General features: G+C 45.2%; 21 protein-coding genes. All 21 read left to right on the top strand.

The genetic code is table 11. The features are described 5' to 3' along the window. Positions 1–11 precede the first annotated feature (11 nt). The 21 genes from ACJ28U_RS10650 to ACJ28U_RS10550 all read left to right on the top strand — a co-directional run bounded on the left by ACJ28U_RS10650 (position 12) and on the right by ACJ28U_RS10550 (position 20,967). Positions 12–1,475, top strand: coding sequence for an ABC transporter substrate-binding protein/permease (locus ACJ28U_RS10650; RefSeq protein WP_407619261.1), 1,464 nt, complete (start codon positions 12–14; stop codon positions 1,473–1,475). Between the two features lie 290 nt (positions 1,476–1,765). Then, a complete protein-coding gene (locus ACJ28U_RS10645; protein ID WP_118122907.1) occupies positions 1,766–1,993 on the top strand; it encodes a type II toxin-antitoxin system HicA family toxin in 228 nt (75 codons plus the stop codon). Between the two features lie 133 nt (positions 1,994–2,126). Then, on the top strand, positions 2,127–2,531 hold the full coding sequence (locus tag ACJ28U_RS10640; RefSeq protein ID WP_099088934.1) for a type II toxin-antitoxin system HicB family antitoxin: 405 nt from the start codon (positions 2,127–2,129) through the stop codon (positions 2,529–2,531). A 109-nt stretch (positions 2,532–2,640) separates the two neighbouring features. Next, entirely contained in the window at positions 2,641–3,492 is an 852-nt protein-coding gene (locus ACJ28U_RS10635; protein WP_407619260.1) for a metallophosphoesterase family protein, read from the top strand. Between the two features lie 53 nt (positions 3,493–3,545). After that, positions 3,546–4,526 carry a GNAT family N-acetyltransferase gene (locus ACJ28U_RS10630; RefSeq protein ID WP_407619259.1) on the top strand — a complete coding sequence of 327 codons (981 nt, stop codon included), beginning with the start codon at positions 3,546–3,548 and terminating at the stop codon, positions 4,524–4,526. A 208-nt stretch (positions 4,527–4,734) separates the two neighbouring features. Next, positions 4,735–5,652 (top strand): hypothetical protein, encoded by a 918-nt coding sequence (locus tag ACJ28U_RS10625; RefSeq protein ID WP_407619258.1) that lies wholly within the window; start codon positions 4,735–4,737, stop codon positions 5,650–5,652. A 24-nt stretch (positions 5,653–5,676) separates the two neighbouring features. Beyond that, positions 5,677–5,817: a hypothetical protein gene (locus ACJ28U_RS10620; RefSeq protein WP_010374955.1), complete on the top strand. Its 141-nt coding sequence runs from the start codon at positions 5,677–5,679 to the stop codon at positions 5,815–5,817. A gap of 367 nt (positions 5,818–6,184) precedes the next feature. Beyond that, positions 6,185–7,693, top strand: coding sequence for a helix-turn-helix domain-containing protein (locus ACJ28U_RS10615; RefSeq protein WP_407619257.1), 1,509 nt, complete (start codon positions 6,185–6,187; stop codon positions 7,691–7,693). A 186-nt stretch (positions 7,694–7,879) separates the two neighbouring features. Further along, positions 7,880–8,755: a hypothetical protein gene (locus tag ACJ28U_RS10610; RefSeq protein WP_407619256.1), complete on the top strand. Its 876-nt coding sequence runs from the start codon at positions 7,880–7,882 to the stop codon at positions 8,753–8,755. Beyond that, complete coding sequence (locus ACJ28U_RS10605) at positions 8,748–8,894, top strand: hypothetical protein (protein WP_010374951.1); 147 nt, start codon at positions 8,748–8,750, stop codon at positions 8,892–8,894. The genes ACJ28U_RS10610 and ACJ28U_RS10605 overlap by 8 nt, the downstream gene beginning before the upstream one ends. Continuing rightward, entirely contained in the window at positions 8,894–10,204 is a 1,311-nt protein-coding gene (locus ACJ28U_RS10600) for a glycosyltransferase (RefSeq protein WP_407619255.1), read from the top strand. The genes ACJ28U_RS10605 and ACJ28U_RS10600 overlap by 1 nt, the downstream gene beginning before the upstream one ends. A gap of 10 nt (positions 10,205–10,214) precedes the next feature. Further along, positions 10,215–11,342: a glycosyl hydrolase family 8 gene (locus tag ACJ28U_RS10595; RefSeq protein WP_407619254.1), complete on the top strand. Its 1,128-nt coding sequence runs from the start codon at positions 10,215–10,217 to the stop codon at positions 11,340–11,342. Continuing rightward, the gene (wecB, locus tag ACJ28U_RS10590) at positions 11,335–12,438 is read left to right on the top strand and encodes a non-hydrolyzing UDP-N-acetylglucosamine 2-epimerase (RefSeq protein WP_407619253.1); all 1,104 of its coding nucleotides are present in this window, start codon (positions 11,335–11,337) and stop codon (positions 12,436–12,438) included. The genes ACJ28U_RS10595 and wecB overlap by 8 nt, the downstream gene beginning before the upstream one ends. A 122-nt stretch (positions 12,439–12,560) precedes the next feature. Beyond that, positions 12,561–13,055 (top strand): aminoacyl-tRNA deacylase, encoded by a 495-nt coding sequence (locus ACJ28U_RS10585; RefSeq protein ID WP_407619252.1) that lies wholly within the window; start codon positions 12,561–12,563, stop codon positions 13,053–13,055. Between the two features lie 2 nt (positions 13,056–13,057). After that, positions 13,058–13,777: a hypothetical protein gene (locus ACJ28U_RS10580; protein WP_407619251.1), complete on the top strand. Its 720-nt coding sequence runs from the start codon at positions 13,058–13,060 to the stop codon at positions 13,775–13,777. Between the two features lie 20 nt (positions 13,778–13,797). After that, entirely contained in the window at positions 13,798–14,472 is a 675-nt protein-coding gene (locus ACJ28U_RS10575; RefSeq protein WP_407619250.1) for an HD domain-containing protein, read from the top strand. A 9-nt stretch (positions 14,473–14,481) separates the two neighbouring features. Continuing rightward, positions 14,482–15,867 carry an MDR family MFS transporter gene (locus ACJ28U_RS10570; RefSeq protein ID WP_407619249.1) on the top strand — a complete coding sequence of 462 codons (1,386 nt, stop codon included), beginning with the start codon at positions 14,482–14,484 and terminating at the stop codon, positions 15,865–15,867. 188 nt (positions 15,868–16,055) lie between these two features. Further along, a complete protein-coding gene (locus ACJ28U_RS10565) occupies positions 16,056–16,886 on the top strand; it encodes a hypothetical protein (RefSeq protein WP_407619248.1) in 831 nt (276 codons plus the stop codon). Further along, positions 16,867–17,481 carry a sugar transferase gene (locus ACJ28U_RS10560; RefSeq protein ID WP_407619247.1) on the top strand — a complete coding sequence of 205 codons (615 nt, stop codon included), beginning with the start codon at positions 16,867–16,869 and terminating at the stop codon, positions 17,479–17,481. Before ACJ28U_RS10565 ends, ACJ28U_RS10560 begins: the two co-directional genes overlap by 20 nt. An 85-nt stretch (positions 17,482–17,566) precedes the next feature. Next, a complete protein-coding gene (locus ACJ28U_RS10555) occupies positions 17,567–18,298 on the top strand; it encodes a GntR family transcriptional regulator (protein ID WP_010374938.1) in 732 nt (243 codons plus the stop codon). Positions 18,299–18,507: 209 nt separating this feature from the next. Beyond that, positions 18,508–20,967 (top strand): phosphoketolase, encoded by a 2,460-nt coding sequence (locus ACJ28U_RS10550; RefSeq protein WP_010374936.1) that lies wholly within the window; start codon positions 18,508–18,510, stop codon positions 20,965–20,967. Positions 20,968–21,002 lie beyond the last annotated feature (35 nt).

The following is a 21,002-nucleotide window of genomic DNA, read 5'->3' as shown; positions in this document are numbered from 1 at the left end:
AGGGTTATTATATGCAAAAATGGGTAACGAAAATCATGGCCGCGGTCATGACAATGATGATGTTGGTTGGCATGGTCGCACCAGCGAGTGCGGCGCAAACCGATCCTGTCCTATCGAAAATTGAAAAAAGTGGCAAGCTGGTTGTTGGTACGTCAGCTGATTATGCGCCATACGAGTTCCACACGACCGTTAATGGTAAGGATAAGATTGTCGGGTTCGACATTTCGGTTGCCAATGAAATCGCCAAGCGTTTGGGCGTGAAGTTGGTGATTCAAGAAATGAGTTTCGATGCGTTGTTGGGAGCCGTAAAGACAGGTAAGGTTGATATGGTTGTGGCCGGGATGACGGCAACGCCTGAACGTGAGCAAGAAGCAGCGTTTTCAGAACCATACTTCGTTGATAAGAACGTGGTGATGACGCTGAAGAAGGACGCCAACAAGTTGAAGAATTTAAACGACTTGAAGAAGGCCACGTTGGCTGCGCAATTGTCATCAATTCAAGAAGATGCTGCTAAGCAAGTGGACGCGAAGAAGGTTGTGTCATTAAAGAAGGTTAACGATGCCGTGACGCAATTGACACAAGGTAAGGTTGACGGTGTTGTTGTACCGGACACGACGGCTGCTAGCTACATGGGTGACAGTACGCAATTCGCCGTTGCAAAGGCCGCTTTGCCAGGTGAAACGAATGGTTCTTCAGTCGTGATGGCTAAGAATGCGACGGTGCTGCAAAGTAAGGTTAATAACATCTTGGAAAAGCATGTTATTGGTGCCCCATTGGACAAATGGCGTGATGAAGCGGTTGCATTGATGAACCACAAGGAATCATTCTTTGAAAAGTACTACCCTTACTTTGTTAAGGGAACGATTAACACGGTTGGCTTGGCTGTGATCGGCGTGTTCTTCGGAATTGTTTTGGGTATTTTGTTGGCGTTGATGAAGCTTTCAAGTGTTAAGCCGTTAAAGTGGTTCGCAGTCGCATACATCGAAGCTGTTCGTGGTGTGCCATTGTTGATTCAAGTATTCATTGTGTACTTCGGTACGCAAGTTATTGGCTTGAACGTTTCAAGTTTCATGGCCGGTGCCATTGCAATGTTCTTGAACTCCGCCGCATATGTTGCCGAAATTATTCGTTCAGGAATTCAAGCTGTACCCGCTGGGCAAACAGAAGCGGCACGTTCGCTAGGCTTCACGAAGCTGCAAACCATGCGTTACATGGTGTTACCACAAGCGATCAAGAATATCTTGCCAGCCTTGGGTAATGAATTTGTGACGGTTATCAAGGAAGGTTCAGTGGTTTCCGTTATCGGTGTTGGTGAATTGACATTCCAGACGTCCGTCGTCCAAGGTGCGTCATTCAAGCCATTCATTCCGTTGATTATTTCAGCAGCAATTTACTTCATTTTGACATTTGGTATTAGTCGTTTGTTGGGTCGCTTCGAGAAGAAGATGCAACAATCAGATCGTAAGTTAATCTAGCAATAATAAGCACCGAGCTTTCTGATTTGAAGGCGTGGTGCTTTTGTATACTTAACATGTAGCGAAGCTCCACAATGGCCTTTGTACTAAGAAAACTGAACTATAGAAGTTAGTCACAATGTTCACGGGTTAAAGTTTCCATCGTGGCATTTCTCTGCGGTTTTTAAAATTTATATACACACAAAATACACATTAAGTGATACAATGGAGAGGACTTAGTATAGGTCGCAATAAAAACATTAGCCGTAAATCAAACAAAGAGTTTGTGGCTGTTGAGAAGGGTTGTTTGCATGAAAGTTCTCACACATAAAGAACTAAAGCGATTGCTAGAGAAGCATGGCTGGTATCCTGATCCGAATGGTACGGGAAAAGGATCACATACCATGTATGTGAATGATGATTTCGCAAACAAAATTAATTTGCAAAATCATTCAGGTAATGTGCCACGTGGATTGTTGACTCGCATTTTGAAGGATGCTCGTTTAAAGGAGGTAAACGGTAAGTACGTAGAATATTAAATTTAAGGATACAGTGATACATAGTTAAACAGTCAATGGGTGAAAATGACTGGGAACCCATGAGAAACGCCAACACCTTTTTTAAAGTTTTAAAATTGCAAACTATACAATTAAGTAATTATGGGAGGAGATAATGATGAGTACTAATAGTGAGCGTGTGTACGATGTAATTGTTCATATGGATGAAGATGGTACTTGGGCGGAAGTGCCAGCAATGCAAGGGCTTTATGCACAAGGAGAAGGATTCTATGGTGCAGTAGCCAGTGTGCAAGAAGCTGTAGAAAATTATTTACAAACTTCAGATGAAGTGTCTATTAATGAAAATGTTGAAAGAGAAGAATTGGAAAGAAACTTGGGTCCGAATGAACATTTAGCAACGATTGTATTCGATATGGCCAAATTTAAAAAAAGAAATTCTAAAGCCGTTAGAAAAAATGTGACAGTACCGGGGTATTTAGTGGAAATAGCTAAAGAGAATGGTGATAGTCTTTCGGAAATTTTGGCGCACGCATTGGAACAAAAATATAGATTGATTTAAAAAATCTAGATTCTTCAATTCTTGAAAACTTAAAACACCACAGTTCCTTTTTCAGGGAATTGTGGTGTTTTTCGATTTACAATGAAACTTAATTAACGGGAGGTGACAAATGATGAAGAAAGTAGCGGTTTTGTCGGATGTGCATGGTAATGTGACGGCGCTTGAGGCAGCCATTGCAGATGCGCAAGCGGCGGGGGCAGATGAATACTGGTTCTTAGGGGACCTGTTCATGCCAGGGCCAGGCGCACACGATATTGTCGAGCTGTTGCGTCAGATTAATGTTACAGTCTGGCTACGTGGTAATTGGGATGATTTCCTATTTGCAGCATTGGAACGGACGGTTGACTATAACAAGCCAACGCGTGTTTACACGGCACGCTTGGCAGCTTACGTGATGCAAAACATGCCGCGTGAGGACTATGACTTCATCATGGCGTTGCCGGTTGCGGATACCCACAACGTAGAGGACTTAACCTTTACGCTATCGCACAATTTACCGCAGAAGAATTCTGGTCATGAATTGTTACCAATGAGCGATCAATATTATTTTGATGCCTTATTCATGGGACGTGATGCGGATGTGGCGATTTATGGACACACACACCAAATGATTTACCGCACGGCATCAGATGGACGCGCCATTTTGAACCCGGGTTCAGTCGGTAGTCCGTTCTCATTGAAACGCAAGATGCGGCAGAACCGCGATGCCCGTTACCTGATGTTGACGGTCGATGGCACCCACTTCGCCTCAGATTTCCGTTCGATTCCGTATAATCAAGCGACTGAAATGCAATTGGCGACGGAACGTAACCTCCCTTATCTGGAGTTGTACCAAAACTTGGTTTATGAAGGCTTGGGTTACGTCCACGATGCTGGGACTGTTGGGGACGTGAACCGTCGCTTTGGTTATGTGCAAGAAACCAAAGACTTACTTAGCGAGTTACGACAGGTATATCACTAGGCATCTGCGGTATAATTGAAGTACTGAATATTGACGATAGGAGGGCGTGCCAAATGGATGTGACGCGCTATACAGATTTTGAACAATTAGTCCGCATGTTAAATGACGCGGAAATCGTGCCAATCGTGTCGGGTGGCTTTGCTCTCGAAATTTTGTCGGGGTACGACTTAGATAGTAAGATTGCCCCATTAATTATTGAAGATGACTTTTTGGATGATGAACCATTAATTGATTCCATCATGAGTGCGGCCAAATTTGAACGGCTTGATGTGCCTGAATTGGTGTACAGCAATTTTGATAATACGTTATCAGTGGCTTATATGCCTCAAAGTGCAGTAGAACCGTTGATTGGCCACAAATTACCAGGCCAATTTATCTTTACACACACTGAACCAGAGTTCCGCGTGTTGACGACTTATGACCTATATAATTTATTTGGTCATTTGATTGGTGATCCGGATCGTAGTGAGAAACTACGTCATGGTGATGCACAAAAGTTGCGTTTCATGAAGCAATTGGGTTACATTTTTGACCGTTTCCCAATGCGCCAGATGAATGCAACGCACCCATTGATTGACGTGCATTTTGAGTTCCTGACGGACAAGGACTTTGATAAGGTTGATCAGGTGATTCGCAAAGCGTTCGATGATGCGAATTACAGTACCGGCGAGGAAGAAAAGTTGGTCCGACGGTTGCGTGCAGGCCAACCATTCGGTAAGCGACCAATTGAAATCGTGGCGAAGCGTGGGGATGAAGTCTTGGGTTACGTGATGGTTTCGGGTGCGACTGTGTCTGATAATCGCACGGGTTCATCGATTGGTGTTGTCGGCCCAGTTGTCGGCGACCCGTTGTACCGGGGCCGTGGGATTGGTTGGCGTTTGACGCAGAACGCCGAAATCGCTGCGCGTTACGACGGTTACGGTGTCTTGGCGGCAATTGGCTGCCGGGCTACTGGAACCAATTCGGCTATATCCGATCATCAGAGTTTGGGGTTACGCCAGCGTTTGAAATTACGCCTGAATTCTTCATGGTGAAGGAACTTTATCCATCTGCTTTGTTACGGACGAATGGTATTCTTCGTTTCCCTGATGAATGGCAATACGATCAAGAATAGTTTTAGATGAGAGGCTGACAGTGATGTTGGTCTCTTTTTTCGCATAATCCACAAGTTTTCAAGACAATTGGACAATATTTATTCGGTACGATAACAGTACGATGAATAAAGACTAAGTTGAGGTGAACATGATGGAACCACTATTAACAGGATTAGCCCTTGAAAAAGATATGATGGCCGCGCCTAAGGAAACAGTCAGCAAGAAGTATGGTTGGGACTGTGGCGTCGTTAACCGCCAAGCAATTGTTGATGAAACGGTGTCAGTGCTGGAGCGAATGGATGAGTTGGCTGCATTAATTGATGTCCGTGACAATGACTTGTACGAAGCCGACCGCGCCCGTATCTTGGCATTAGCAACGAGCCTAGAATTGGGTGACACGGTTGCTGAATTGTCAGCGCGTTTGACGGAATTTCGTATGCGCTTGATGTTTGCACCGTTGAAGTTCTATGAAGGCAATCGTGAGATGTTGAAGTTGGTCGCCGAAAACATTGTTGATTCATATGATGTTGCGTCAGAGGATCCGGTGATTGAAACGGCTTTGCAAGGCTTGCGCGAACAAACGAGTGAAGAACCAACGGCTGAAGACTATGAAAAGATGATTAAGTCATTCATTCGCTTTGTGCCAAAGTTCCGTGAGTCGAACGTGATGATGTTGGGACAATTGATTCAATCAATGCACCGTGAAGCTGAAGTGTTTGGTTTCAGTAATGACCCAGAAATCGTGACGTTCTTCCAACAACTCGATATCGTGGTGGCGGGTGCGATTCGCCCTGATGAATTCATGGCCATCACTGAAATGTTGAATGATTTTGAGCCAACGATTACGTCGCGCGTGGTTGAATTGGCGCCACTTGAAACATTGCACCAGTTCACGATCAACGTGATTGCTGGTGTGCAACAAGCCCGCCAAGAGGGTATGTCATTCGGCGCAGAAGCGGACGAAAAACTGGACAAGGCGTCAGATAAGCTAAATCATGGTATGCTAGAGCGTGAGCAGTACCGTATGATCCTACGAGGCATTCGAGAATTACACGTACAAGCTTAATCTAAGGAAAAGCGAGTCCTTGCCATGGTGCAAACTATTGTGAGTCTAGTCGGTCTATTTGTGGCTGCATCGTTAATTGTGGTTGGTAAGGACATTCGGCGACCAATTCTAACGATTGCCGGTGTCCTCGTGGCTGTTGCGGCAGTGTTATATTGGTTGCATTAAGCGAAAACATAATCGATATATTAAGTCCTAAAACAGCAATGGCCCGAGTCATTGCTGTTTTTTGCTAAAAATAGAGAATATCTCGGCTGCCGGCATGGTGGGTGGGGTGTGACGTAGCGATTATAAAGGGTGAACTCACAAGTTCGGCCGACCGCCGGTTAGATAAGGCGAACGGACCCTAACCCTTAGCCCAATTAGTTGGGAGCTAGCCGGTGCTCGCGCCGGCGGAGTTTACCCTTTATAATCTTTGTCGAAGGCACACCCCCACCCGCCATGCCTCGTCGCAACGCGACGACACCGGACATCAAAATTATTGTTAGTGGTGATATAATCGTCTTAAAATTTGGGGTTTAAATGGGGAATACATATGGAATGGATCTGGACAACGCAGGAACAGAATCGCATCTCAGTCTTTCGATATATGGTGCGCAATCGCTTCACCAGGCTAACGGACTTGATGGCTGAATTTCAGTTTTCACGCTACATGGTGATTTCGATCATCGAACAGCTGAATGAAGATATTGCCGTCTTGACGGGCGAGACAGATATCCTAGTGATTGAGAAAGGTAACGTCATTATCTTTGATGCGCCACTAAATGTCTTGCCAGTTGATGAATTGAAACATTATTACCTCTCACAATCGACACGGGCGCAGATTATTATGCACCTAGTCGCTGAAGATTTTGACTCTTGGGAAGACCTGGCATTTGAGTTGAACGTATCAACGCCAACCGTTTATAAAGAGCGTGCTATCGTTGTTGAACACCTGACTGAACAAGGCATTACCTTGAATAAAACCTATCAATTGGTTGGACAGGAAGAAAATATCCGTTTTCTACGGTTTACATTATTAACTATTTACAACGGGCAACGGACGGAAGAAATTCCTGACCGCGTGAAACGGGTTGCAAATTATTATATTGATAGCTTTATTACACCCGAATTTGGTGATTTGCGTGAATCGCAACGTTGTATCATTTGGCATATGGCGGCGATTTGGACGGTTCGATTTACACACCAACATTTTGTTACCGCAGCGTATACCGACCAATATTTAGTACCGACGCCTGAGATGTCACCTCAAAGTCAACGTGTCATCCAGGCGGTTAAACAATTGATGGGGCGCAGTGGTTTGCTGTCAGCGGAAGCTTTAGACAACGAAGCCCGGGTTATTGTCCTAATTTTACACAGCTTGGGACTTTTCGCCACGACGCAGACCCATCAAGACGTGACTGACCATGTGATGCAATGGTGGCAAGATTTCGATGATAGTGTGCAAGCGAGTTATCAGTGCATCTTTTATCGGCCGCTACATGGCATAGAGTCACGACGGCTCACGTACACAGTTGGCGATGGGTTAATGCGCTTCTTGATGTACCCGTATGGGGTTGGCGATGGCACGTATGATATGCAACATTTCGCTGAGTTTTCGAACCGCTATCCGTTATCGACCGAATTAGGTACGGAAATTGTGCAGCGGTTTGCGGTCCAGCAACAGGTGAGTGCTGAAAAATTGAAGACGGTTCTGTTAACGGACTTGGTAGCCGGCATTGCGACAACGAGCACGTTCTTCATCGATGTGCCGAAAGTGCATGTTGCACTTGATTTTGGTAATCATGTGAATGTCGAGCGGTTGCTCCTTGATCAATTTGGGGCGGTCACACGAACGACCATTCAAATTTCGAATCGGCGCACGGCGGACACTGATATTTTGCTGACTGATGTGCCCCGTGATAGCCAGGGGCATGAGGCTGTTTATATTTGGCGTGGTATTGAGTCACGGGCTTATATTGACCAGCTTTTGGATGAAATTAATCGCATTGGCATGGAAAAGTTCAATGCGTGGCGCCGAAAACAAGTGAATCTAACTGAATGAGAAAAGCCTCATGACAACGCTTGCAAATGTTGTCATGAGGCTTTTTTGGTACATGTACAGTCTGATAAAACGGACGACTTTATATTTTTTCGTTGTTTTTTTAAAAGGCATTTTATTAACCAAGTTATCTAAACGTGGCAGGATAGAACTCGTTTACTTTTGGTTTACGAAAAAGGAGGTTCCCGAATGACTTCGAGAAAAAATTTAATCACACGTAGCCGCTTGGCAATTTTTGGCTTCACCACCGCACTTATTTTATTCATTTGGTTGGCAGGGCTAACCTCCGGTGTTGTCCAAATTGCAACTGTGCTACTCGTGATTTTAGGCATTGCGACGGGGTTACTGTTGCCGAGCCTCCTCACAACTTGGTTAGCCATGCTCTTTTTAGTGATTAGCGTCATGGTATTGCTATTAGGCACTTTCGTGATGGATGTGACCGCCAAGCTTTTTCTGATTGTCGCGTTTCCGGGGGCCATTTTCTTGACGAGTAGCTTACGGGCCATCGTCGGGAGCTTTGGATGGTTAACGGAAAATCAGCACAATATTGCCGCGTTTACGAAAAATTACCACCCGGGCTTAAATCTGCAACGCTCGTATAATGCGCGCAAAATTTTTGAAAAGGCCGTGACTCGCTTCAACGGCGAACCTGGCTTAGCCGATATGTCACTTGATGTAACCGGCATTCAATGGGCGCATAGCGAACAGTACCAGCAGTTTAATCCAGAACAATACAACGATGTGTTAGCACAAGCCGCCAATGTCCTGAAAGAGCGCCGTTTGCCATCAGAATTCCTCTACATTTTAGATGATGACATGTTGCTGATTGTGTCGTTTAGATTACCGCGTGAAACGTATGACTATTTGACGGCTGTGACGAAGATTGATTTAGCCTCGATTCGAGTCGGCGATTTCCGCCCGCAGTTCCAGTGGGGCCACAAATTTATAACGACTGAGAATATGCAGGACTATCAAACACTAGATGACGCCATTAAGCATATCCGTCGTGATATGGAAACAGATTTAGTGACAGAGTATATGAAGAAAGGGACGTTAGATGATTAATGTATTTTACTGGTTAGCCATGTTTGTTAGTGGCGCCTTCTTAGTATTAGCTTTGGTGTTATTTGTGATGCAGTGGACGATTTATTCACGCGTTGAAGCAACCATGTGCAAGTTGTGGGAGCAGCGGGGTACCAACTAATGGTGCATCAAGTGTTATTAATCATCACGTTGTTATCAATTTGGCTATCTCTCACAATGGCGATGGTCACGTTGTTCGGTGCCGTCCATTTTTGGTTGAAGAATAGTACCAAAGAGGTGGCAATTACCCCATTGCCCCGGTATCCGACGATTTCAATTGTGGTGCCAGCCCACAACGAAGATGTTGTCATTGCTCAGACGATGGCAGCCTTATTGAACTTAAATTACCCGGCTGACAAAGTGGAGTTACTGCTTTATTCAGATAACTCCGAGGATCATACCGCTGACGAAATGCGACGTGTTCAGCAATTGCCGGAGTACCGTGATCGCAATATTGTGATTGTGGAACGAACGGGTAAAGGTGGTAAGGCGGGTGTCCTCAATGATTCATTAGAAATTGCGACGGGTGAATATATCGCCGTGTATGACGCGGATGCGATGCCCGAGCGGAATGCTTTGTATTTCTTGGTGCGCAAAGCCCTTGAAGATCCGGAACGCCACGTGGCAGTCTTTGGTCGCAACAAGACCCGTAATGCGGAACAAAACTTGTTAACCCGCTTTATTAATCAGGAAATTGTCGTGACGCAACGGGTGCAACACATTGCGATCTGGCATCTATTCAAGATTGGGCGAATTCCAGGTACGAATTTTATCATTCGCAAAGATTACGTCACCGAAATCGGAGGGTGGCGTGATGGTGCGTTAACCGAAGATACCGATATCTCATTCAAAATTATGCAAAGTGGCAAGTTGATTGCCTTGGCCTACAATTCAGAGGCGTTCCAACAAGAACCCGAACACATTAAGGACTACTATTACCAGCGCCTGCGTTGGGCAAAAGGTAACTATCAGGTCGTAATCAATAACATCAAACATTTGTTTGATCGGAGTAACTGGCGCGTCAAAATTGAAACGTTTTACTACGCCGCAACCTTCTTCTGGTTCAATGCCGCGATTTTGTTATCAGATATTCTCTTTGTGGTAAACGTTGCGTTCTATATTGCCGGTCTGTTTAACCCAGCCATTACGATTCCCTTTACATTCGGCACGAATAATGTGCTCCTAGCGCAAGTGTTGTTGGTGAACTGGGTATTAATGATTTTGCTGTATATGCTCCAGATTAACATTGCCATGGCCACGCAGTTTGGTCAGGCAACGACGAAACAAATCTGGCTGTCGTTCCTGTCGTATTTCACTTATACCCAACTGTTTATGGCCGTGTCTGTTCACGCGGTGTTGCAGGTAATGGGTGATGCGTTGTTCCACCGTAACGGTAATGTTTGGGTGAAAACAAAGCGCTTTAACGATTAGCGAGGAGACCATGGTTTTAAATAAAAAAATTTGGGTGGCCGTTGGCTTTATTATTGTGGCTTTCGCATCAATCTTGATGTACGCCCGTTTACATAATGAACAATCAGTCGCCGCCAATACGTATCAAACGTGGCAAAAGACGTTCGTGACGCGGCAATCAGCCCAAGCGACGTATGTAAATGCAGGCGTTGACGGAAAAAAGATGGCAATGTCAGAAGCCCAAGGTTTGGGCATGCTGATTACAGCGCAAGCCGGTCGCAAAGGGTGGGCGAGTCAGACAGACTTCGATCATTTGTTGGCCTACTACCAACAAAATCGGTTGGTTGTGGCTAATCAGCAAACACACTTAATGAATTGGCGTCAGCGCGAGGTTAAGGATGCGTGGCGAACCGACGCCCATAGTGCCACGGACGGAGATTTGTATATCGCGTATGCCTTACAGGTGGCCGCATCAGTTTGGCCAAAGCAGGCAACAACTTATAACACATTGGCCAAAGCAATCGCAGCGGATATTCTGCGTTACGAGTACAATGACCAGCAACAACTGTTAACCGTTGGTGATTGGGCAACAGCCGATACGGCAGCTTACCGGGTGATGCGGACGTCGGACGTGATGCCAAGTGTGTTCGCATCGTTGGCCAAGTTAACGAATGATCAACGGTGGGGACAAGTTTCTGACAGCATGTTGACTAAGTTGGCAACGCTAAGTAAGCAACATAAAACGGGCTTAGTCCCTGACTTTGCGGTTGTCACCAAGCAAGGTGTTCGGGCGGCTAACCCCAAGGAAGTTGCCACCAAGCAAGATGGTCAGTATAGCTATAATGCGGCACGCGTACCGATGATGTTGGCCGATAGTTCTGATCAACGTGCCGTGCAAATTAACCGCCGGCTGATGCACTTCTTTGCGCAACAAACGCAACTATTAGCAGGCTATACCGTAACGGGTAAGGCGTTGCATAAGTATGAATCAAATGTCTTTAGCGCTCCAATTTTTTACGTGGCAAAATCAGATTCTGACCGCTATGGCACACTCTATAAAACTGGCGCGACAATTTATAACCGCTCAGTTGCGCAACAGCCTTACTATGACGCAACGCTCACAGCATTAGTTGCTGTAGGAGGATTCAAAAATGATTAAAGTAATGACTGTCTTTGGGACGCGACCAGAGGGAATCAAGATGGCCCCCGTGGTGAAGGCTTTAGAAGCTGACGAACAGGTGACCCCGGTAACGGTGGTGACAGGTCAACACCGTGAAATGCTACAGCAGGTGCTAGATATTTTCGATGTGACCCCTGACTATGACTTGGCTATCATGGAACCGAACCAGAGCTTAGCGAAGATTACGAGTAAAGTGCTGATGGGGATGGATGATATTTTGACCACGGAGCAACCAGATATTGTGTTGGTCCATGGTGATACGAGTACCACGTTGGCCACAAGTATGAGTGCCTTCTTCCACCAAATTCCAGTTGGTCACGTTGAAGCGGGGTTGCGGACGTGGCAAAAGTACTCACCATTCCCAGAAGAAATGAACCGCCAGCTGACGGATCGGATTGCGGATGTCTACTTTGCGCCAACGCCACTGAGCGCGAATAACTTGGCACGTGAAGGCGGCGATGCCGACCGTATCTATACAACGGGTAATACGGCGATTGATGCATTGCAGTATACCTTGCAACAAGACTATCATCACGAGGTATTGCAACAGGTTGACCCCGATCACAAGATGATTTTGTTGACGATGCACCGCCGTGAAAACCAAGGCGTGCCGATGGCAAATGTTTTCCGCGCGGTTCGTGATATTGTGGCGGAGAACCCCGATGTTGAAGTGGTGTATCCGGTGCACTTGAGTCCAGCGGTGCAAAAAACAGCGCGTGAAATTTTGGCCGACGTTGACCGGGTACACTTGATTGATCCGCTTGACGTGGTGGACTTCCATAACCTGGCTGCCCGTAGTTACCTTATCATGACGGATTCGGGTGGCGTGCAAGAAGAAGCGCCGTCATTGAATGTGCCTGTGTTGGTCTTGCGTGATACGACTGAACGGCCTGAAGGGGTCGACGCTGGGACGTTGCGTTTGACGGGGACTGATTATGGCACTGTCAAGACGACCGTCGAAGAACTGTTACATAACGAAGCGGCCTATCAAGAGATGGCTGATAATTTGAATCCGTATGGGGATGGTCACACGGCTGACCGCATCACCCGGATTATTAAAGACTTCATTCAATGACCAGAAAAGCCGCCCATTCAGCGAACGGACGGTTTTTCTGTATGTTTGGTGGCTGAGGCTGTTAGTGTGCGCGAATAAAGCGTATATTATATAGTTATCGGTTATAGATTGGAGAGCTGAAAATGGCAAAGAAAGAACGCATTAAGAAGATTTTAGTCGAACAAATCTTGGATAAAGCTAAGATTCCATATGAAAGTATTGTTTTTGCGGGCGGTATGAATCGCGACCAAGCGGAATTAGATAAATATGACCTCACGGATCATGATATTTATAAGACGTTAGCGTTGACGGGTAATGTCACCGGACCTGTCATCGGGATTGTGCCAATGGATGCTCACTTAGATGAAAAGAAGTTTGCGGTGGTATCTGGTAATAAGAAAGTTACGATGATTCCAACCAAGGATTTGCAAAAGACGACAGGCTACATTCACGGTGCCAATAACCCAGTGGGGATTTGGCAAAACAAGAAGTTCCCCATTTACTTTGATAATATCGCCAAGGAAGCTGGCACGATTACCTTGTCAGCTGGTGAAGTTGGCCGTTCAATTCGTGTTGATGCTGAGCAATTGGCAGAATTTGTGCACGCCAAATTTGCGGATATCCGCACGGACGCTTAAGTATGAGTTGGACCATTATCTGGCAGTCGTGGGTGTTCATTGTCGGCATCTTTTTTGTCTTACCACTTGTGGGTAGTGCATTGATTTCAGTGATTACCACCCGAACCAACCAACATCTAATGCGGGCATTTGGGCTGAATGCACCCCTGATTTTTGGCTGGCTTGGCGTCATGGTGCATGAAATATCGCACGCAGTGGTGGCGTTAATTTTTGGCCATCATGTGGATAAGATTCAGTTACTTCAGAATCCGTTTAAAGACGGTAATGAAAATCGGATGGGGTATGTGTCACATGCCTGGAGTCCTAATAATAAATACCAGCAAGCCGGTAACTTTTTTATCGGCATTGCACCAATCTTTGGTATCGCAGCAGCGAGTTGGGGTGTTACCAAATTGGTGTGGCCCCAGTTATTGTTGAGTTACCACACGGGTGAAAGTGTGATGACGAATACTGCCTGGTGGCAAGTTGCGGTTTGGGCATATTTGATTTTGAATTTGAGTCTCGCTTTGAATTTAAGTGGGGCAGACTGGCAAAACACCAAGAGTGGTGTGATTTGGTATTTGATTTTTTTGACCATCGTCGGGGTGATTACGGGGCTAACGATGTCAGACGCCTTTATGATTTGGGAGACGGTTGGTCGCCCAGTCGCCTACTTCTTCGGTGGCCTATTGGGTGGTAGTTTTGTGTTGTATTTGCTAACGGCGTTAATTGGTCGTCGTTAACCAAGCGGGGGAGTAATATTTTGACAGTAGTAGAAGAACAACAGTTAGTGGCAATGACGTCGTTCATGCAGGCCGTGTTAGGTGGGGATGACACCGGTCATGACACGAGCCATATCGATCGCGTCGTTGCGTTAACAAAGCATATTTTGGCGACAGAACCAACCGCTGATGCGTTTATTGCGATTGCAGCGGCAACGCTACATGATACGTATGATGACAAATTATTTAAAGATGTCACAAGCGCCAAGCGAGCGGTTGGCGCAATGTTAGCGGATAATGGGGTTAATGAGGCGCAGCAGGCTGAAATTTTCCAAATTATTGATAATATGTCGTGGAGTAAGCAACGTTTTGGCAAGCCAGATCCGTTGTCATTAGCCGGACAAATCGTTCAGGATGCCGATCGCTTAGATGCAATTGGGGCAGTGGCGACAGCCCGTGCCATCCAATATGGTTCGGTAAAGCGCCGGACCTTGTACGACCCAGCGATTAAGCCACAGATTTTTACATCCAAGGCTGATTACCGGGCGGCAAATGACGAAACGACGATGAATCATTTTTATGAGAAGTTGTTCTTACTAAAAGATTATTTGAATACACGAGAGGGAAAGCGAATTGGGACGATTCGTGATCGTGCGATGCATGATTTCGTTGCCCAATTCGAGGCTGAATGGGCTGGAACAGATTATCTAGACTAGGAGGCATACATGAGCGGAATTTCTAAGAAAGAGCGCGGTGTGTTGATTATCTTGATTGCAGGGGTCTTCTTGGGCTTCTTGAATCAAACGTTAATGAACACGGCCTTGCCACAAGTCATGGCAGACTTCCACATTTCAACGGCCTTAGGTCAATGGATGACTAATGGTTATATGTTGGTAAACGGGGTGATGGTGCCACTGACGGCGTACTTAATTCAACGATTAAAGACGCGAACGTTATATTTAAGTGCCGTTGCAGTCTTTGCAGCGGGGACGATTATTGCGGGACTTGCGCCAACATACCCAATCTTGATTTTGGGTCGTATGGTGCAGGCGGCTGGTGCCGGAGTGTTTGGACCACTGATGAACGTGGTGGTGATGAACTTATTTGCGGCTGACCGTCGTGGTGAAGCAATGGGTATTATTGGGTTGGCGTTGAACTTTGCGCCAACGATTGGACCAACGTTATCTGGATTTGTGGTATCAAGCCACTCATGGCGTTGGTTGTTCTTGGGGATTGCCCCATTGATTATTTTGGATTTGATTTTGGCGTCGATTTTCTTGAAGAATATCGGGGAGCAAAAGTTCTTGAAGTTTAACTTCTTGGGGATGGTACTCTCGAGTATCGGACTAGGTAGTTTGCTGTACGGGTTCTCAAATGCCGGAACCGGTAACTGGTTGAGTCCGGATGTGTGGGCGTTCTTGTTGATTGGTATTGTGGTAACGACGGTGTTCGTTTACCAACAAACCCACTCAAAGATCCCATTGTTGAACTTTGATGTGTTTAAGTACCACAACTTTACGATGGCAACGTTGATTAACGTGGTTTTGATGGCCGCTTTGTATGGTGGGGCATTGATGTTGCCGCTTTACATGCAAACGGTGCGTGGTCAATCGGCCTTTATTTCTGGGCTGGTTTTGTTACCAGGGGCGTTGATTACGGCGTTCCTGTCACCAACGTCAGGTAAGTGGTACGACGAATTCGGTGTGAAGCGTTTGGCGCCAATTGGTCTAGGATTTGTGGTGATTGGAACCATCATCCTAGCAACGTTGCAATTAGATTCACCAATCTGGTTACCAGCGGTCGGTCAATTTGTGCGTCAGCTTGGGTTGGTCATGGTTACGATGCCAATTCAAACCGAGGCCTTTAATTCATTGCCATTGGAAATTGTGCCAGATGGATCCGCAATGTATACGACGATTCGTCAGGTAGCGGCTTCGTTTGGAACAGCCGCTTTGATTACGGTGTACAGCTTGACATCCGTGTCAGCACCTGCCAAGACAGCACAAGCTACGGCTGACCTGATGGGTATTCACATGGCGTTCTGGATTGCGACCGGGTTAGTTGTGTTGGCGTTGGGCTTGACACAACTCTTCAAAAAGCGTGACATCTAACTGGATTTTCTAAAAGCGACCGATTTCGGTCGCTTTTTTTATATACGTGCATTTTATCAGTCTTATTTTGTTCGATATCTTTCCTAGAAATGGTACTGATTATAAAAGTACTATTGACAAAGTTGCTTGTCATAATCACACGTGAGAAGTGGATTAACCAAACAAGTAGAAAAGTAAAGGAGAGGGGAATGAAAGCAGGTCTGATTGTTGATAATCAATCATTGGATTACGGTGATTACTTAAAAAGAACAGCAATGCATAGTGCTATGCGTAGGCACGAATCAGTTTCAGAAGTTGTTCAAGTGGTAAGGAGTACAGAAAATAAATTGGGGTTTTGGCAATTTGTACAGGAACAATTCCAACGACTAAAAGCAAGAAATCGATTGAATAGGTTAGAAGCTTTCTGTGAACGTCACTTTGCAAGTGCAACCGGGGGAAAAGTTGACGTGTTACTGCCTTCGAATAAGCATGAATTTTGCAATGGACTCAAAGTTCTTTGTGGTATGAATGAATATGATTGGCAAAAATACGTTGAGATTCCTAAAGGGAAAGATGGCGTTGTTTTTACGTATTTCCTAAATAAGAAATCTGATGACGTTCGTGAATTTATTAACCGTATTGCAACGGTTACGGAAGATAAAATTATTGAATTTCATTCGAACGATGCCAGTCAAAAAAAGCACTTCAACCGTGGTCTTGATGATTTTGTTAAAGAATTGGCAGGGGCGGATATAGTTATAACTGATTCTGCAGCAGTTGTTGCTACGGCTATGGTGTTTAATGTGCCTTTTGTGATAGACGATCGGTTTGTCAGTGAATGTGATGAACTAAATACCTTGATTGAAGATTTGAGTTTGAAAAATCGTTGTTTCGGCGATGTGACTGAAGTAAATCAAGCGCTAGAATATGATTTTACAAACGTTAGTGGTGTGATTAGCAATTGGCGTGAAATGTCGTTTAGGACGATTGAAAATATTGTGGCTGGAAAGGAAAAGTTGCATGAATCGACTGGTGTATAAACTGATCAAACGAGTTATTGATGTTACCGCTAGTTTATGTGCGCTGATATTACTGAGCCCGTTATTAGTGATTTTAGCGTTACTGATTAAAAAGGATGGCGGCCCTATTTTTTATTCACAGGAGCGTATCGGATTACATGGCGAACGTTTTCGAATGTGGAAATTTCGGTCTATGCGAGTTGATGCGGATGAAATTAGAGAGAGATTGCTTCATCAAAACGATTTTGATGGTCCAATGTTTAAAATGAAGGATGATCCGAGAGTGACTAAAGTTGGACGCTTCATCCGAAAGCATTCTATTGATGAAATCCCTCAGTTTTTTAACGTAATTGTGGGGAACATGAGTCTAGTTGGCCCAAGGCCAGCCTTACCTGTTGAATATGCTGAATATTGCCATGAAGAGGCATCCCGGTTGTTTACATTGCCTGGGATAACGGGGCTATGGCAGGTCAGTGGACGAAGTGATTTATCTTTTAAAGAGATGATTGAGTTAGACAAAAAATACATTGCAAATCAGTCGCTACTAACTGACGTCAAAATCATGTTTAATACGGTTTGGGTAATGCTTGATGAAGGGGCTTCAGGCGCATATTAAAAATGATAGTGGTCCGACCAAAAGTTTTGGTTGGACCACTTTTTATGTTAAGATAAAGTCCGAAATAAAGTAGGAGGGCAGATTGATGCCGGAGGAAGTCCTTTATATGAAGGTGTTGGGTGATTTGAAGGACCGCATTTATAGCGGTGAATTCCCCAATTTAAAGCTGCCAGATGAGCGATCGTTGGCATCATCATACGAAGTGTCGCGTAGCTCAATTAAGCGTGCACTCAACGTTTTAGCCCAACAAGGTATTATTTTTAAAAAGCGTGGATCAGGTACGTTTGTAAATCCGCTGTATTTAAAGAACCAATCGATGTTTCACTCGATTGGTAACAATCTAGGTGTTTCTGATTCTTATCGTTTTAACGGTGAGTCACCGGCTATTGAATTGTTGTCGTTTGAAACGGAACAAGCTGACGAAGAAACGCGCTTGGCATTATTCCTAGAAGATGGGGAAGAAGTTTACCGAATTAAGCGTCTCCGTAAGTTGCAAGATCAAGCATTTATGATTGAGAACGCGTTGGTACCAGTCAAGTTGTTGCCAGCGTTGACGGCGGAAGATTTAGGTCACTCAATGTTCCACTACGCTGAAGAGACAACCAAAAAAGCAGTTACGAAATCATTTATGACCGTGACCGTTGAACCATCTAGTGAAGATGATCGTGACCATTTAGCCTTGTCGGAGGTTGAACCAGTTGGTGTCATGGCCGGTATATACTTCTTGGATGACGGTACGCCGTTTGAAGTTGGGTCAATGCGTGTTCACTATAAGTACATGCGTTATAACAGTTTCGTCAGTTTGGACGGCGAATAGCTCGAAATTCACAATTTGTTCAAAAATGACGCAAATGCGATGAAACCGGCATTTGTGGGTGAAAAATAAGAAAAGCGCAAAATTGGACCGCACCAATTTTGTGCTTTTTATTGTACGTAATTTTGAAATCTGTTATTATAGTACTTGTAATCCAGAAGATAACTTCTGCGATTGAACCTTTCTCAAAATTATAAGGAGATTTAATCAAAATGGCAGTAGATTTTGATTCAAAGGAATACCTTGCTAAGGTTGATGCTTGGTGGCGTGCTACCAACTACCTTTCAGCAGGTATGATCTTTTTGAAGAGCAACCCATTGTTCTCAGTAACTAACACGCCAATTACGGCGGACGACGTTAAGGTTAAGCCTATCGGTCACTGGGGTACTATCTCAGGACAAACTTTCCTTTACGCTCACGCAAACCGTTTGATCAACAAGTACGATTTGGACATGTTCTACATCGGTGGTCCTGGTCACGGTGGACAAGTTATGGTTACGAACTCATACTTGGACGGTTCATACACTGAAAACTACCCTGAGATCACTCAAGATGTTGAAGGTATGTCACGTTTGTTCAAGCGTTTCTCATTCCCTGGTGGAATCGGATCACACATGACTGCACAAACGCCAGGTTCATTGCACGAAGGTGGAGAGCTTGGATACTCATTGTCACACGCAACTGGTGCCGTTTTGGATAACCCAAACCAAATCGCATTTACTGTTATCGGTGACGGTGAAGTTGAAACTGGTCCTTCAATGACTGCATGGCACTCAATCAAGTTCTTGAACCCTAAGAACGACGGTGCTGTTTTGCCAATCTTGGACTTGAACGGATTTAAGATTTCAAACCCAACGATCTTCTCACGTATGAGCGATGAAGAGATCACGAAGTTCTTCGAAGGTTTGGGATGGTCACCACGTTTCATCGAAAACGATGACATCCACGATTACATGGCATACCACGAGCTTACTGCTAAGGTTATGGACCAAGCAATCGAAGACATCCAAGCAATCCAAAAGGACGCCCGTGAGAACGGTCGTTACGCAGACGGCGAGATCGCAGCATGGCCTGTAATCATCGCTCGCTTGCCAAAGGGTTGGGGTGGTCCTACTCACGACCAATCAGGAATGCCAATCGAAGATTCATTCCGTGCCCACCAAGTGCCACTTCCTTTGGCACAAAAGAAGTTGGCTACGTTGCCACAATTCGAAGAGTGGATGAACTCATACAAGCCAGAAGAGTTGTTTAACGCTGATGGTTCATTGAAGGCTGAATTGGCTGAAATGGCACCTAAGGGTGACAAGCGTATGGCTTCAAACCCTCTTGCTAACGGTGGACGTGCTCGTGGCGAAAAGGCTGAAGATTTGGCATTGCCAGACTGGAAGTCATACGCTAACGACATCAACGAGTCAAACCGTGGAACTGAATTGGCTGACTCAAAGCGCAACATGGACATGAACGTGTTGTCAGGATTCTTCGCTGAAATCTCAAAGATGAACCCAACGTCATTCCGTATCTTCGGACCTGACGAGACGATGTCAAACCGTCTATGGGACATGTTCGAAGTAACAAACCGTCAATGGATGGAAGAAGTTAAGGAGCCAAACGACCAATACGAAGCCCACGAGGGACGTATCTTGGACGCTCAATTGTCAGAGCACCAAGCTGAAGGTTGGTTGGAAGCTTACACGTTGACTGGTCGTGTTGGTGTATTCGCATCATACGAGTCATTCCTACGTGTAGTTGATTCAATGATTACTCAACACTTCAAGTGGTTGCGTCACGCCTCAGAGCAATCATGGCGTAACGATTACCCATCATTGAACTTGATCTCAACTTCAACTGTATTCCAACAAGACCACAACGGTTACACTCACCAAGATCCTGGTATGTTGACGCACTTGGCTGAAAAGAAGTCTGACTTCGTTCGCCAATACTTGCCAGCCGATGCTAACTCATTGTTGGCTGTATTCGGTCGTGCATTTACTGAGCGTCACAAGGTTAACCACGTTGTTGCATCAAAGCAACCACGTCAACAATGGTTCTCAGTTGCTGAAGCTGAAGAATTGGCAACGGAAGGTTTGAAGGCTATTGACTGGGCTTCAACTGTTGCTGAAGGTGAAGAAGCTGATATCGTCTTCGCATCTGCTGGTGTTGAGCCAACGATCGAAACTTTGGCAGCTTTGAACTTGGTTAACGCTGCATTCCCAGCCGTTAAGATGCGTTATGTAAACGTTGTTGAATTGCACCGTTTGCAAAACAAGAGCGGTGAGATGAACCACGAGCGTGCTTTGTCAGATGACAAGTTCAACGCTTTGTTCGGTGAGTCAGGAACGCCAGTTGTCTTCGGATTCCACGGATACGAAGACTTGATCGAGTCAATCTTCTACGAGCGTCAACACTTGGGATTGCACGTACACGGTTACCGTGAAGATGGTGACATCACTACGACTTACGACATGCGTGTATACTCAAAGTTGGATCGCTTCAACCAAGCTAAGGATGCTGTTGCCGTATTGAAGGCTAACGGTGTTGTTGAAGCTGCTGAAGCTGATGCATTTGACAAGAAGATGGATGACATCTTGGCAAAGCACTTCGAAGTTACTCGTAACGAAGGTCGCGACATCGAAGAGTTCACTGACTGGAAGTGGACTGCTTTGAAGAAGTAATCTACTGCCGTACGATTAATTCTAAAAGTAAATAA

Origin of the sequence: Weissella sp. MSCH1 (assembly GCF_045799135.1) — a bacterium.
Taxonomy (GTDB): domain Bacteria; phylum Bacillota; class Bacilli; order Lactobacillales; family Lactobacillaceae; genus Weissella.
Note: the sequence above shows the minus strand (reverse complement) of the source record. Positions and strands in the feature narration are given on the sequence as shown.